Source organism: Paenibacillus woosongensis, assembly GCF_030122845.1.
Taxonomy (GTDB): Bacteria; Bacillota; Bacilli; order Paenibacillales; family Paenibacillaceae; genus Fontibacillus; species Fontibacillus woosongensis_A.
Genome location: NZ_CP126084.1, coordinates 1,791,537 through 1,805,109 on the forward strand (window position 1 = coordinate 1,791,537; position 13,573 = coordinate 1,805,109).

The window sequence follows — 13,573 nt, forward strand, 5'->3', positions numbered from 1 at the left end:
CACAACATTTTGACTACCCCTGACCGTATTAGTGTAAATGTTGAAATTTACGGTACATCTTATAAGATCGTAGGCAGCAGCGCCGATTACATGAAAGAGGTAGCGCGCCGCGTCGATAACCATATGCAAGCCATAGCCAAAATGTACTCCCATTTGGATACCCCGCGTTTAGCGGTGCTCGCTGCTGTCCGCATGGCCGAAGAGGCGATGAAGACGGAGCAGCTCAAGGAAGAACTGCAGAAGATGGAGCATGAGAAGGCGGGTCTTGTTCAGGAAATATCCGTGATGCAGGCGCTCCAATCCAAGCAGGAGAAGGCGCATCAGCAGCTGCAGGAGGAGCATCACCAGCTCAAGAGCGAGAAGAAAGCGTCCTCCGAGCAGCTAACCAAGGCCGAGGCGTCGCTCAAGGAGCAGGAAGCGATCGTCCGCAAGCTTCATGCTCGTATCAGCGATCTGGAGCGCGAGCTCAAGGAGCAGAGAGCGAGCTCGACTCAGCTGCAGGCGAAGCTGCGCGGGACGGAACAGGAGGTCAAACGCGAGAAGGAAGAACGTGAGAAGCTCGCCGAGCAGCTGAAGGGAGCCATGCAGCGCGAGCATAGCGCGAAGGCTGCGGAGCAGCGCTTGAAGGATAGTGTCGCGAAGCTGGAGCGGCAAACGAATAGCCTTCAGCAGTCGCTGCAAGCAGCTGAAGAGGAGAAGAAGCGGCAGCAGGGGCAGCTTCAGGAAGCCAAAGCCCGTGAGGAGAAGCTCCGTGCGGAAGCATCCGAAGCGGCTCAGAACGAGAAATCATGGCAGAGGTTGGCCGAGAAAAGAAATGAAGAGATCAGCCGGCTTGAAATCAGCCTCTTAGAGGCTTCCGAGCTGGGAGAACAGCTGCAAGCCGAATTAAATTCGGCGAAGAAGGAGGCTGCGGCTGCTCGGGAGAACTATGAGAGCGAACAGGCTAGTGCAGTCAAACTGGTCCAGGAAGCGGAATTTTTTAAATCCGAATTAAACCGGATCAGACAGGAGCATGAGAATACCTTGCAGTCTGCGGGGACAACCGCACAGGAAAATGCCCGGTTGCGTGAGGAAGTGCAGCGGCTTGGCGACAAGCTGACAGAATTGGAACAGGAGTTGCAGGGCTATGTCGCCCTTGCCGAGGAGCAGGAGAACTCTCGCCTTGCTGCCGAACGGAGAGAGCAGGAGTGGAGACAGCAGCTCGCTTCAGCCGAGCAGGAGCTCGTCTCCTGGCGTGAGACAGAAGCTGAGCTTCAGCGCCAGCTGCAGGAATGGCAGCAGCAGTGCGCGGCAGGCGGAGAGCAGGTGATGGATCTGTCTTCACAATATCGCGAGCTGGAGGAGCAGAAGCAGCGGCTTGAAGAGCAGCTTCAAGAAATCTCGGGCAGCTATGAGGTCGTTTCCCACGAATACAGGCTGCTGCAAACGGCTCGCGAAATGGAGCGCGAGAGCTTGGAGAAGACGAAGGCCGAGTACGAACGGTTGAAGGACGATTATACGAAGCTCCAGACAGAATTTAATGAGTGGATCGAACTGATCGAACAGGCCGGAAGTGATTGATGGCATAAGAGAAGAGCCCTCGGATGACCGAAGGCTCTTCGTTATGGTTTATTCTTCGACGATCAGTTTGGAGACCATGCCAGAGTGTCCGGAACCGCACATAATGGAGCAGGCGATTTCAAATTCTCCTGTTTCTTTAGGAACAACCACTTTGGATTGGCTTTTGCCTTTAAGCTCCAGCTTGAGGGCAGGAATGATGATTCCGTGGTTGCCTTCAACGTTCTTGAACGTAATTTTTACCGGAGAATCCTTCTTGACGCGATATTCCTCCTGATCGAATTTGAAGTTTGTCGCCTCGATGACGATTTCCGATTCGGGTGTCAGATTGCTTTCCCCGGCACCGCTGCTGGAGTCGCCGCCGCATGCAGCCAGGAGAACCAATAGCATAGAACTAATCATAATAGCAATGGCTTTTTTCATAAAAATCCCCCTAAATACAAAGTATTTTGTGACAAATCGCGAATTTATTTATATCATAACGCAAAAAAATGGACTTGACTGCCAAGGATTTGAAATATTCATGAACTCTCGGGTTAAATGCAAGCAGCTCCCTGCTTATAAGGCAGGGAGCTGCTTGCAAACCGGCAGCCTGAGGGCTAACGGTCTGATTTGTCTTTCGCTGCATCGAACGGCGAGCCGACCGGGATGAACAGGTCGATAATCCCAATGACGAGAGCGGCCAGCAGCGCCCCGAGAATCGAGACGGATACGCCCGAGATGATAAACTGCGCAAGCCAGATGACCAAAGCGCTGGCGAGAAATCCGACGATACCGCGGCCGAAAGGGGTAACACGTTTGCCGAAGATCCCTTCAATAGCCCAGCCCAGAAGCGCGATGACCAGAGCAAGCAGAAGGGCGCTGCCGAAACCGCCTACGCTGAATTGCGGGACGATCCAGCCAACGACGAGCAGTACCAGGGCAGATACGATAAAGCGAACGACGTGTCCCAGGAAATTCATGGCACAAGGCCTCCTTTGTCAAGTTAACGTTTCGTATACGTGTATATAATGTTCCGTAAGTGCGTTTCTTATGTGTGTTACTTTGCAAAATGGCGCAAAATGTGTGATTTCGCTATAATAGGAGTTGTTCAAAAAGCTCCATTTTGATCACGCTGAAGTATTTAGAACATAGTCCCGAGGGGAGTTGTGATCGTTTTTGGATGAGAAAATTTTGAAAACGATGGAATATCATAAAATTATAGATATGCTTGTGAAATATGCTCAGACATCGCTGGGCAAGACGGCGGCGGAACGCCTAGCACCCGTCTCTGACCTTGAAGAAGTCAAACGGCTGCTGCAGGGAACAGACGAAGCCTTTAAGGTGGATCGGCTAAAAGGGGCTCCATCCTTCGGCGGGATTGTCGATATTATGCCTGCCGTGAAGCGGGCGCGGATCGGCGGCACACTGAATCCGCATGAGCTGCTGGGCATCGCGACCACGCTTGAGGGCTCGCGCCGCGTGAAGCGGTATATTGCCAACATCCATGAGGATGAGCCCGTAGAGCAGCTATTTACGCTAACCGATATGCTCAGCGAGCAGAAACCGCTCGAGGATCAGATCAAACGTTGTATCGACGATAGCGCGGAGGTGCTGGATTCGGCCAGTCCCGAGCTGGCACAAATACGCCGGGAGCTGCGCGGCGGCGAAGTGCGGATTCGGGAGAAGCTGGATGCGATGATTCGTTCCTCCAGCGTTGCGAAGATGCTGCAGGATCAGCTGATCACAATCCGTGGAGACCGCTTCGTCATTCCCGTGAAGGCGGAGTACCGTGCGCATTTTGGCGGCATTGTCCATGATCAGTCCGGCTCCGGTGCAACCTTGTTCATCGAGCCTGAATCGATCGTAGCCATGAACAACAAGCTGCGGGAGACGAGGCTGAAGGAAGAGCGGGAAATCGAAGTGATTTTGCAGAAGCTGACGGCGCTCGTCGGCGAGCAAGCCGAGCTTCTCAGCTACGATAGCGACGTGCTGGCCCAGCTCGACTTCATTTTTGCGAAAGCCCGCTTGGCCAGAGAGATGAAGGCTGAGCTGCCGCGCATGAACGACCGCGGCTTTCTGAAGCTGAAGAAGGGGCGCCACCCGCTTATCCCGGCGGATCAAGTCGTACCTATTGATGTGGAGCTGGGCAACCAGTATACCTCGATCATTGTTACTGGCCCGAATACCGGGGGAAAGACGGTAACTTTGAAGACGATCGGACTGCTGAGCCTGATGGCGATGTCGGGTTTGTTTGTTCCGGCGGAGGATGGCAGCCAGCTCTGCGTGTTTGATGCAATCTATGCCGATATTGGCGATGAGCAGAGCATTGAACAGAGTCTCAGTACGTTTTCCAGCCATATGACGAATATTATTTCCATTTTGCGCCGGATGACGGCCAAGAGCCTGGTGCTGCTGGACGAAGTCGGAGCGGGAACGGATCCGGCAGAGGGCTCGGCGCTCGCCATTGCCATTCTGGAGCATATTCATTCGCTAGGATGCCGGATGGTAGCGAGCACGCATTACAGTGAACTCAAAGCCTATGCGTACGAACGTAAAGGCGTCATCAATGCGAGCATGGAATTTGACGTGAACACGCTGAGTCCGACCTATCGGCTGCTTGTTGGAGTGCCTGGGCGAAGCAACGCGTTTGCGATTGCAGAACGCCTGGGATTGTCGGAGCAGATCCTCGATTTTGCCCGCGGTGAAGTCAAGGAAGAGGATTTGCGGGTCGAGCACATGATTGCTTCGCTTGAAGAGAACCGTCTTGGCGCCGAGCAGGAACGGGAGACGGCGCAGCGGCTGCGCAAAGAGCTCGAGGAGCTGCGGAAGCGGCATGAAGCCGAGCTGGACAAGCTGACGCGTGAACGCGACAAGCGGATCGACAAGGCCGAGGATGAAGCGAGAGCGATCATAGCCAAGGCGCGCAGCGAAGCCGAGCGGATCATTGAGGACCTGCGGAAGCTTGCCCTTGAAGAGGGCGCATCCGTGAAGGAGCATAAGCTGATTGCCGCCAGGAAGGAACTGGAGGAGGCCGAGCCGAAGCGGAAGAAGAGCGGGCCGGCTCGCCAAGGGAATAAAGCTTCGCGCAAAATCGAGGCCGGCGACGAGGTTATGGTCTACAGCCTGAACCAGAAAGGGCATGTCGTGGAGCTCGCCGGAAAAGAGGCGCTTGTTCAGCTCGGAATTATGAAGATGAAGGTGAGCCTTGATGATCTGGAGCTTATATCAACCTCGGCCCCGTCTGCGGCGAAGGCCGCTCAAAAGGCTGTAGCCAGCGTCAAGCGTACGCGCGACGAGAACGTGCGCAGCGAACTCGATCTGCGGGGCGCTAACCTGGAGGAAGCGCTGATTGAGGTGGACCGCTTCATTGACGAGGCATATCTCGGCAACCTGGGGCAGATTTACATCATTCACGGCAAAGGAACGGGAATTTTGCGGACAGGAATATCAGAGTATCTCCGCAAGCATAAACATATAAAAAGCTACCGGTTGGGCAATTACGGAGAAGGCGGTACGGGAGTTACGGTAGCCGAGCTGAAATAAGCGGGAGGAGCGAAGGCGAATTGACAGGAAACATTGAGCCGTTGCTGGAGCAGCCGTTCGGGCTGATGATCGGCTATCTATCCATCGCTGTAATGGAATTGATCGTGTTTTTGTCCTGCTTCGAACTGGTGGCCAAGTATCGCTGCTGGCAGGAAATCAAGCAGGGCAACCTGGCGGCATCGATCGCCACGGGCGGCAAAATCTTCGGTATCAGCAACGTCATTCGTTATGCTGCAGTCCATTCCCCGATTTATGAATTCATGATTTGGTCATTGGTCGGGGCCGTACTGCTCTTTGCAGCTTATATTTTGTTTGAATTTTTAACCCCGGTGTTCCGCATCGATGAGGAAATCGCCAAGGGCAATGTCGCTGTTGGATTCATTGCGATGTCTGTATCGGTATCGGTATCTTTTTTGATCGGAGTCTGCATAGGATAAGGGGGGCGTCATGCGAAATTTTATTAAAAACCTGACAAGCGTCATACTTGTGGCCGCCATATTGTTCCTGATCGGCGGGATTGTTTTTCTGTGGAAGTCATAAACGAGTTAGAAAGGACGGGCTGTATATGGAGTCGACGATTTGTCCCTGGTGTCAAACGGAAATCGTGTGGGATGAGGAACTGGGAGCGGAGGAGCAATGCCCTTATTGCCATAATGAGCTGAAGGGCTACCGCACCTTGAACATTCAGCTTGGAGATGAAGAAGAGTTCGAGGACGAAGCTGACGGTGACGAGGAAGAGGCGGATTATTGGGAAGAGGGCGATACGCACCTGGACGCGATTCGCCGGGTTGAGAGCTTTGTAGCCGGCGGAGGCGATCTGCTCGCTTATGAATCCGGCGTAGAGAAAGTGCTGGATGGCCAGGATGAAGTTCCGGAATGCCCGCATTGCCGCGAGTACATGCTGCACGCAGGGCAACAGGAGATCAGCGGCGGCTCGTTTGAACCGGTCGTCCCGAAGGGCATGCAGAGTCCGCTGCTGTCCGGCACGCTGAAGCTTAACGTCTATGTATGTTCGGCCTGCTTCAGCGTAAGCCGCTTTTTGGCCGAGGAAGAGCGCAATACCTTCATCCGTACAGTGAGTGAAAAAGCATGATTTGATCATGCTTTTTTCTTTTTTTGGGCATCCTTACTGGGGAAATCAGTAACCTGTGGAGGAGCAAGCATGAAGAGCGCGCTAGATCAACAATGCAAGCTGCTGTTAACCGTTAATAGTTTGTTCGTACTCGCTGGAGCATTGTCCGGCACCTTCCTGAACGTATACTTATGGAAATTCAAGCAGGACTTCACAATGATCGGCTGGTTCGCCTTTAGCCAGCAGTTGGCTATAGGCCTTACGTTCTGGATTGCCGGCAAATGGGTGAAGGAGCGGGATAAAATGATTATTCTGCGGTTGGGGATCATCATTTCCGGACTGTTCTATTTGCTGGTGCTAGCGAGCGGCGCTCGAATGGTGCATTATATTTGGCCCCTTGGCATCCTATCCGGCATTGGGGCGGGCATCTTCTGGCTCGCGTTCAACGTCGTTTACTTTGAAGTGACCGACAAGGCTAATCGGGATCTCTTTAACGGCTGGGTAGGTGTTATGGGGTCGGTGATCGGGATCATCGGTCCGTGGCTGTCCGGATGGCTGATTTCAGTGATGCCTGGCATACGGGGGTACAGGGTTATTTTCACGATATCGTTGATCGTGTATGGAGGAGGAGTCCTGCTAAGCTTCCGTTTAAAAAAACGGGAGAGGGGCAAGGGGTACCGATGGCTGGAGCCCGTGCGGCGCCTTAAGCCAGGAAGCCCCTGGAGACAGGCCGTTCCCGCGTCGATCGCTTACGGTCTTAGAGAAGGGGTCTTCATATTTATGATTAATCTGCTCGTCTATATTAGCACGTCTTCGGAGTGGAAGGTCGGGCAATATATGCTGATCACTTCCCTGGTATCCTTGGTCAGCTACTGGGCGGCAGGCAAGTGGCTGGCCATACGTCACCGCTGGTTGGAGATGCTGATAGGCGCATTCATGATGACGCTCATCGTCATTCCGCTGCTATGGAAAATAAGCTATATGACCTTGCTTATTTTTGGGGTAGGCACCTCGTTGTTCATGCCGCTGTACATTATCCCCATGATCTCTTCGGTGTTCGATTTAATGGGTCGGGACAAAACGGATGCCGAGCATCGCGTGGAATTGATCGTTCTGCGCGAAATCAGCATGATGGTCGGAAGATTAGCAGGCATAGCCATCTTTATCTGGCTCTACACCCGTTCCCCGCACATGTCGACGATCTTATGGCTGATGGCCGGTTTAGGGGCCGCTCCCCTGATGAGCTGGCTTGCCATGCGGAAGCTGCTGACGGCTTAGGTCTTGAAACTCCTTCAGTTTCAGCGCCTGGTTCTTAAGTGGCTCGCTGCCGGGGCTGGTTTCGAGGTTCTTGTCAGCGAAAACCATTCCATGTCTGGCCGATCCTTTCCCAGAAGCACGTCGGTCAGCATTTCCGCGGCGATCATGCTGTATACCGTGCCATTGCCTCCATAGCCCTCGATGAAATAACAGCAGGGATAACTCGGGTGAGTGCCGATGAACGGCAATCCGTCCCGGCTTTGTCCAAACACGGCACCCCAAGCATAATCAGCCTTCAACTCCCGTTTACCCGGAAACAGCTCATGCAACTTCTTCAGCAGTCTCTTCCCCTGGTTCAAATACCGGCTCTCATTCAGCTTCCCGCCTGGCAGCGGCTCATCGAGGCCGCCGATTAATATGCGCTTGTCCGGCGTTGTCCGCAAATAAAGATACGGCCGGGCTGTTTCCCAAAGAAGGCAGCGTTCGAACCAATCGTCAAAATGCTCAGCGGGTTCGGTGACCACCACATAGCTTGATGACAAATATGCGCCTTTTTCTTTATGGAACTCCTGAGTCTCATATCCCGTTGCAAAAATAACATGCCGTGCCCGGATCACATAGTTCCCAGCGCGGCACAGGACACCGTGCTGCTCAAATTCAAAGCCGGTCGCTTCAGTGTTCTCGAAGACGGCCAGTCCCATGGCGGAAGCGGCTTCGATCAGCCCATGAACGAAAGCGACGGGATTTCCCTCACCATCTCCAACGTTATAAATAGCTCCCGGCTTCTCGAATGGGAAGCGGTCTGCAATATGCGTTCTGTCCCACCATTCGACCGGAAAATGGTATTTTCGAAGCGTTTCATATTCCTGATGCAGCATGCCTACATCGTCATCGGTACTGGCGAAGTACAGGCTGTTTCTCGTAAGGAAACGAGCTTCCGGCTTCAGGCCCTGACTAAGCTTAAACAGCTTGCTTACGGCTTCCCGGCACATTTGATAGAACCGGACGGCCTGCTTCTCTCCAAACGTATGGATTAATGATGTCAATGTTTTGTCATTTGAAAATTGTATTAATCCCGTGTTCGCCAAGGTGCTGCCGGATGCTATTGTTCTTTTGTCAATCAGTACGGTATGGATGCCGGATTCAGCTAGGAGATAGGCGCACAGCGCCCCGCTGACTCCTCCGCCAATAATAAGACAATCGCAGGATATATCGTGCTGGAGCGTTTCGTATTGCGGTGGAACAGGTAAGGTATTTTGCCAGGCGAAATTTCCGCTGTGCAGCTTCATGAACGGCTATCGCTCCTTTATCACATGGGAATGGTCAAGATCTTGTTTTTTACTTTAAAATGGTGCGCAAAATATCGCTCCATATGTATAAACCTTGTACATTTTATGCGCGGTTACATATCCATGGTCCTCTTGGACATAATATTCCTGAATGGAATGCAACCAATTTTTCCAGGAGGTAACCTAATGAATGCTTCGCAAATGCAGCCGCTTACGGCCAAAGAACTAGAGTATATTTCCGATTCGGTATCCAATGAAGAAATGCTGCTAAAATTGACTGCGGCAGCTTTAGCCGTATCGCAGAATCCGAACATCCAGAACGTGATCCAAAGCCAGCTCGGAACGCATGAGCAGCATATCAATCAGCTTATCCAAGCAATACAGCAGCATCAGGCGCTCGCCCCGACGCAAGCCCATTAAATCATTCGAACTTTGAACAGGAGGAATTCCTTTGACCTCTACTTCACAATTTCAAAATGCAAACCTGCTGCCCGAGGAAGATTTGCTAAATGTCATTTTGGCCGACCTTAAACGGACCGTACGGGAATATACGACAGCGACGACCGAGTCCGCGTGCCCTTCCGTACGGCAAATGTTTACTCAATTGACGGACAGCACGCTGCAGCTCCAAGGACAATTGTTCCAGCTGCTGAGCAGCCAAAATATGTATACGGCTCCATCCAAGGCGACTCGTACGGAGGTTGACAAGAAGCTGCAGGAGGCTCAGCAGACCCAGCAGCAGCTTCAGCAATTTACGCAGCAGCGCACCGCGCAAATGAGCAGCGGCAGCCAGGCGCCGCAAGCCAATATGCAGCAAAATGCAGGAAACCATACTTACAGTTAATAACCCGTTTTTGAAGCGGCTCAAGCACAAGAGTTAAAGAGCAGCCCCATACAACCGTCCGCCTAAGGAGCGCCTCCCGAAACGGACGGTTTTTCTTTGCAGGACTCCTAAATTCATGTAATATAAGTATTAAATTTAGATTCCGGTGAGCAGGGGGAACGAGTGTCCCGCTCCACTGGAACAGCGCTGGAGGATGAAGCATGAAACCACTTAGCGAATTGAAACTGAAAGTGCTGGACCTTCTGAAAGAAGACGCCCGAAGAAGCCCTGCTCTTCTGGCAACCCTGCTGGGAGTAACTGAGGATGAGGTGTCTGTGGCGATCGCGGAGCTAGAGGAAGACAACGTCATCGTCAAATACGCGACGGTCGTCAACTCGGGCAAATTGGATGATGAGAAAGTAACCGCCTTGATCGAGGTGCAAATTACCCCGGAGCGCGGGCGAGGGTTCGAGGCCATTGCCGAGCGGGTTTATTTGTTCCCTCAGGTCAAATCGGTCTATCTCATGTCAGGAGCCTACGACTTGCTAGTAGAAGTCGAAGGGCGCACGCTCAAAGAGGTAGCCAGCTTCGTCTCCGACAAGCTGTCGACACTGGAGTCGGTGCTCTCGACAAAGACCCATTTCATACTTAAGAAATACAAACAGGACGGCATTATCTTTGAAGATCCCGAAGAAGACCGCCGTCTCATGATTTCTCCGTAAAGGAAGTAATATTATGACAGTAGAATCGCAACAATATTCGGACAAATCGATGTTATCTTATTTGGCCCCCCGGGTAAGAGAGATTCAGCCTTCCGGGATCCGGAAGTTCTTCGATCTTGCCAGCGGCAATAAAGATATCATCACTCTCGGCGTGGGCGAGCCTGACTTTATTACGCCATGGCATGTCCGGGAAGCCTGCGTCTATTCTTTGGAGAGGGGTTACACGAGCTATACCTCCAACGCCGGTACGCCCGAGCTGCGCGAGGCTATTGCGGAGTATTTGCACAATGGGTTCGGCCTGAACTATGATCCCAAGGATGAAATTCTGGTTACGGTAGGCGGGAGTGAAGCGATTGATTTGGCGCTCCGCGCGCTGATTGAGCCGGGGGATGAAATACTTGTTCCAGCTCCTTGCTACATCTCCTATTCCCCGATATCTTTTATCGGCGGAGGAGTCCCCGTGGAGATCGAAACTTACGCGAAGGATAATTTCAAGCTAAAGGCGGAGCACCTAGAAGCGAAAATATCGCCGAAGTCCAAGGTGCTGATTTTGAATTATCCCAGCAATCCAACGGGCGGAATCATGACTTACGAAGACTGGCTTCCGATTGCCAAATTGGTGGAGAAGCATGATTTGATTGTCATTTCCGACGAGATTTATGCCGAGCTTACTTACGGCAGCAAGCATGTCAGCTTCGCCTCCCTTCCGGGAATGAAGGATCGCACGATTCTTGTCAACGGCTTTTCGAAAGCCTTTGCCATGACGGGCTGGAGAATGGGTTATGCCTGCGGCCATCCGGAACTGATTTATGCGATGTTAAAGATCCATCAGTATACGGTGATGTGTGCACCCGTGATGGGACAGGTCGCCGCTTTAGAAGCGCTCAAGAATGGCTTGGAGGAGAAGGATCAGATGGTCGAATCCTATAATCAGCGAAGAAGGCTGATTGTCCAGGGACTTCGGGACATCGGATTATCCTGCCACGAGCCGCAAGGCGCGTTTTATGCTTTTCCTGGCATAGAAACTACCGGCCTTAGCTCGGATGAATTTGCCCAGCGACTGCTGCTCGAAGCTAAAGTGGCAGCCGTACCCGGCACTGCTTTTGGCGCTGGCGGCGAAGGATACCTGCGCTGCTCCTATGCGACTTCGGTCAATCAGATTAATGAAGCGCTGGACCGGATGGGGAAATTCGTTCATAAGCTGAAGCAGGGCTGAGCTTCCGGTGATTTTTAGTAAATGGGGGTTATTAACAAATTTCTCATTTATTATTTGATCATTGTCCAATGATCATGTTATAATTTGGTTTTGGTAGAGCTTGAGTTTCGCAGGGAGGGATAACTTTTGTTTTGTGGTGAATACAACATGCCGTACGAGAAGATGGGCGGTCATATTGCTGAAGGCGATGCAACGAATCAATGGATGGGCGAAGAAGGCCGGACGATATCACCACAAGCATTGACATTGGAAGATGAAATTCAACTGCTCCGAACTAGAATGGAAGAAATATTTTTAGAGGAGAAGTCTTTTACATCAGACATTGTCATCGAGATCAGCAGCCTGCTTGATTTAAAAATCAATGAATTTATGAAGAGTCAGAAAGCAAAATAATCCAGGCTTGTATCTATAGCATCCTGCGCAAAGAGGTGATCCGGAAGACGGATCGCCTCTTTTATGTCCGGCGACGCTGCAACGGCTCAGGCTGGGAAGGGGACGATGGAGTAAACGAGGGCAGGAATATGTTATATTGGACATATATGATTTTTGCTTGAATGGGGGATTAAAGTGAATTTGTACACAAGAACCGGGGATGCGGGACAGACCTCCATCATCGGCGGCAGAGTGGATAAAGACGATGTCCGAATCGAGGCTTATGGAACGATTGATGAGCTGAACAGCTTTGTCGGTCAGGCCGTGAGCTTGATGGATACCAATTCCGGGGTATTCGCGGACCTGAAGGAAGAACTGCTGCAAATCCAGCATGAGCTGTTCGATTGCGGCTCCGATCTGGCTTATGCCAGATTGAACGAGGATCGTTACAAGGTCGGAGCCGAGCTGGCTGAACGGCTGGAAACATGGATAGATCGCCTGGAACAGAATAACCCGCCGCTGGAAAAGTTCATTTTGCCCGGAGGGACTTCCCTGGCAGCTATACTGCATGTATGCCGGACGGTATGCCGCCGCGCCGAGCGCCGGGCGGTTACCTTGGGCCATCAGCATGAGGTCAATCCGGAGGTGCTGACGTATTTGAACCGGCTGTCGGATTACTTCTTTGCCGCGGCCCGGACGGCGAATGCCCGCATGCACGTGCAGGATACAGAATATGTGCGCAGCGCAAAGGTGTTCGGTCGGAAATCATGACGCAATACTACGACCCTATTGTATACGTAGTAACGGAGGAAGAGGACGGCTGGCAGCTTAAGAAGCTCCTACAGCGCCGGCTGGGCGTATCCAGAAAGCTGATGTCCAGACTGAAGCTGACCGAGAAGGGGATTACACTGAACGGGGAAAGGGTGTATATCAGCGTTCCCGTAAAGAGCGGGGATATCGCTGCCATATCTCTGGAGAAGGAGACATCCGAGGACATTTTGCCGCAGCCGATTCCTTTCGATTGCATTTACGAGGACGACGCACTGTTAATCGTCAATAAGTCGCCAGGAATGATCGTCCATCCAACCCACGGGCATTATACGGAGACTTTGGCGAATGGAGTGGTGCATTATTGGCGGGAGAAAGGCGAAATGTTCCGGTTCAGGCCCGTGCACCGTTTGGACCAGGAGACGAGCGGCGTGCTGGCCATCGCCAAAAATGCTTACGTGCATCAGCATATTTCCGAACAGATGATCGCAGGACAGGTGGATAAAAAATATGTGGCGTTCGTGCATGGGACGCCAGATCCGCCAGAAGGAACAATTGACGGGCCGATTGACCGCGATCCCGAGCAGCCGCATCGCCGGATCGTCATTTCGTCCGGTTATCCGGCGCTGACCTATTATTCAACGGCACAGGCGATGGGACCGGCATCCAAAGTTGAGCTGCGGCTGGGCACGGGCCGGACGCATCAGATTCGGGTGCATATGACTTCGATTGGGCATCCGCTTATCGGAGATAAGATGTATCAAAGGCCGGGCAGTCCAGGTTCGCCGGATCAGGCCGATTGGGATGAGGCTAATCCCGGCAGAATGCTGGATGGCCTTATCCAGCGTCAGGCTCTGCATGCCTCCGAGTTGGCCTTCCGTCATCCGCTGACCGGAGAATTTATGAGCTTTCATGCTCCATTTCCTCCGGATATGGCAAGTCTGGAGCAGGCATTGATAGCTATGATTTAAT

15 protein-coding genes are annotated in these 13,573 nt (G+C 52.4%); 12 read left to right on the top strand and 3 right to left on the bottom strand.

Going from position 1 to position 13,573, the window contains the following annotated elements; genetic code table 11:
- Positions 1-9: 9 nt before the first annotated feature.
- Positions 10-1,560, top strand: a complete 1,551-nt coding sequence (locus QNH46_RS07985) for a hypothetical protein (protein WP_283927634.1) — start codon at positions 10-12, stop codon at positions 1,558-1,560.
- Between the two features lie 48 nt (positions 1,561-1,608).
- Here the strand turns inward: QNH46_RS07985 and QNH46_RS07990 are convergent, their stop codons facing one another.
- Positions 1,609-1,947, bottom strand: a complete 339-nt coding sequence (locus tag QNH46_RS07990; RefSeq protein ID WP_347342966.1) for a cupredoxin domain-containing protein — start codon at positions 1,945-1,947, stop codon at positions 1,609-1,611.
- A gap of 209 nt (positions 1,948-2,156) precedes the next feature.
- Positions 2,157-2,519 carry a phage holin family protein gene (locus QNH46_RS07995; RefSeq protein WP_283927636.1) on the bottom strand — a complete coding sequence of 121 codons (363 nt, stop codon included), beginning with the start codon at positions 2,517-2,519 and terminating at the stop codon, positions 2,157-2,159.
- Positions 2,520-2,715: 196 nt separating this feature from the next.
- On the opposite strand from QNH46_RS07995, the gene QNH46_RS08000 reads away from it, so the two are divergent.
- From QNH46_RS08000 to QNH46_RS08015, 4 genes are all read left to right on the top strand, one after another.
- On the top strand, positions 2,716-5,082 hold the full coding sequence (locus QNH46_RS08000; protein WP_283927637.1) for an endonuclease MutS2: 2,367 nt from the start codon (positions 2,716-2,718) through the stop codon (positions 5,080-5,082).
- Positions 5,083-5,147: 65 nt separating this feature from the next.
- The gene (locus QNH46_RS08005) at positions 5,148-5,519 is read left to right on the top strand and encodes a DUF350 domain-containing protein (RefSeq protein WP_155610001.1); all 372 of its coding nucleotides are present in this window, start codon (positions 5,148-5,150) and stop codon (positions 5,517-5,519) included.
- Between the two features lie 128 nt (positions 5,520-5,647).
- Positions 5,648-6,175: a hypothetical protein gene (locus QNH46_RS08010; protein WP_283927638.1), complete on the top strand. Its 528-nt coding sequence runs from the start codon at positions 5,648-5,650 to the stop codon at positions 6,173-6,175.
- 69 nt (positions 6,176-6,244) lie between these two features.
- Complete coding sequence (locus QNH46_RS08015; protein ID WP_283927639.1) at positions 6,245-7,432, top strand: MFS transporter; 1,188 nt, start codon at positions 6,245-6,247, stop codon at positions 7,430-7,432.
- Between the two features lie 20 nt (positions 7,433-7,452).
- Here QNH46_RS08015 and QNH46_RS08020 read toward each other — a convergent pair whose 3' ends face one another.
- Positions 7,453-8,700 carry an NAD(P)/FAD-dependent oxidoreductase gene (locus tag QNH46_RS08020; RefSeq protein ID WP_283927640.1) on the bottom strand — a complete coding sequence of 416 codons (1,248 nt, stop codon included), beginning with the start codon at positions 8,698-8,700 and terminating at the stop codon, positions 7,453-7,455.
- 186 nt (positions 8,701-8,886) lie between these two features.
- On the opposite strand from QNH46_RS08020, the gene QNH46_RS08025 reads away from it, so the two are divergent.
- The 7 genes from QNH46_RS08025 (at position 8,887) to QNH46_RS08055 (ending at position 13,572) form a co-directional block, all read left to right on the top strand.
- Positions 8,887-9,120, top strand: a complete 234-nt coding sequence (locus tag QNH46_RS08025) for a hypothetical protein (RefSeq protein ID WP_283927641.1) — start codon at positions 8,887-8,889, stop codon at positions 9,118-9,120.
- 31 nt (positions 9,121-9,151) lie between these two features.
- Positions 9,152-9,544 (top strand): spore coat protein, encoded by a 393-nt coding sequence (locus QNH46_RS08030; RefSeq protein ID WP_283927642.1) that lies wholly within the window; start codon positions 9,152-9,154, stop codon positions 9,542-9,544.
- A 200-nt stretch (positions 9,545-9,744) separates the two neighbouring features.
- Positions 9,745-10,245: an Lrp/AsnC family transcriptional regulator gene (locus QNH46_RS08035; protein ID WP_155609352.1), complete on the top strand. Its 501-nt coding sequence runs from the start codon at positions 9,745-9,747 to the stop codon at positions 10,243-10,245.
- A gap of 13 nt (positions 10,246-10,258) precedes the next feature.
- Positions 10,259-11,461, top strand: a complete 1,203-nt coding sequence (locus QNH46_RS08040) for an aminotransferase class I/II-fold pyridoxal phosphate-dependent enzyme (RefSeq protein WP_155609351.1) — start codon at positions 10,259-10,261, stop codon at positions 11,459-11,461.
- Between the two features lie 147 nt (positions 11,462-11,608).
- A complete protein-coding gene (locus QNH46_RS08045) occupies positions 11,609-11,854 on the top strand; it encodes an aspartyl-phosphate phosphatase Spo0E family protein (RefSeq protein ID WP_155609350.1) in 246 nt (81 codons plus the stop codon).
- Between the two features lie 174 nt (positions 11,855-12,028).
- Positions 12,029-12,604 (top strand): cob(I)yrinic acid a,c-diamide adenosyltransferase, encoded by a 576-nt coding sequence (locus QNH46_RS08050; RefSeq protein WP_283927643.1) that lies wholly within the window; start codon positions 12,029-12,031, stop codon positions 12,602-12,604.
- Entirely contained in the window at positions 12,601-13,572 is a 972-nt protein-coding gene (locus QNH46_RS08055) for an RluA family pseudouridine synthase (RefSeq protein WP_283927644.1), read from the top strand. Before QNH46_RS08050 ends, QNH46_RS08055 begins: the two co-directional genes overlap by 4 nt.
- Position 13,573 lies beyond the last annotated feature (1 nt).

Excerpts from the sequence above, each read along its gene's own strand:
- QNH46_RS07990 (WP_347342966.1), bottom strand. The coding sequence starts at position 1,947 with ATGCTATTGGTTCTCCTGGCTGCATGCGGCGGCGACTCCAGCAGCGGT.
- QNH46_RS07995 (WP_283927636.1), bottom strand. The coding sequence starts at position 2,519 with ATGAATTTCCTGGGACACGTCGTTCGCTTTATCGTATCTGCCCTGGTA.
- QNH46_RS08005 (WP_155610001.1), top strand. The coding sequence starts at position 5,148 with ATGATCGGCTATCTATCCATCGCTGTAATGGAATTGATCGTGTTTTTG.
- QNH46_RS08010 (WP_283927638.1), top strand. The coding sequence starts at position 5,648 with ATGGAGTCGACGATTTGTCCCTGGTGTCAAACGGAAATCGTGTGGGAT.
- QNH46_RS08015 (WP_283927639.1), top strand. The coding sequence starts at position 6,245 with ATGAAGAGCGCGCTAGATCAACAATGCAAGCTGCTGTTAACCGTTAAT.
- QNH46_RS08020 (WP_283927640.1), bottom strand. The coding sequence starts at position 8,700 with ATGAAGCTGCACAGCGGAAATTTCGCCTGGCAAAATACCTTACCTGTT.
- QNH46_RS08025 (WP_283927641.1), top strand. The coding sequence starts at position 8,887 with ATGAATGCTTCGCAAATGCAGCCGCTTACGGCCAAAGAACTAGAGTAT.
- QNH46_RS08035 (WP_155609352.1), top strand. The coding sequence starts at position 9,745 with ATGAAACCACTTAGCGAATTGAAACTGAAAGTGCTGGACCTTCTGAAA.
- QNH46_RS08040 (WP_155609351.1), top strand. The coding sequence starts at position 10,259 with ATGACAGTAGAATCGCAACAATATTCGGACAAATCGATGTTATCTTAT.
- QNH46_RS08045 (WP_155609350.1), top strand. The coding sequence starts at position 11,609 with ATGCCGTACGAGAAGATGGGCGGTCATATTGCTGAAGGCGATGCAACG.
- QNH46_RS08055 (WP_283927644.1), top strand. The coding sequence starts at position 12,601 with ATGACGCAATACTACGACCCTATTGTATACGTAGTAACGGAGGAAGAG.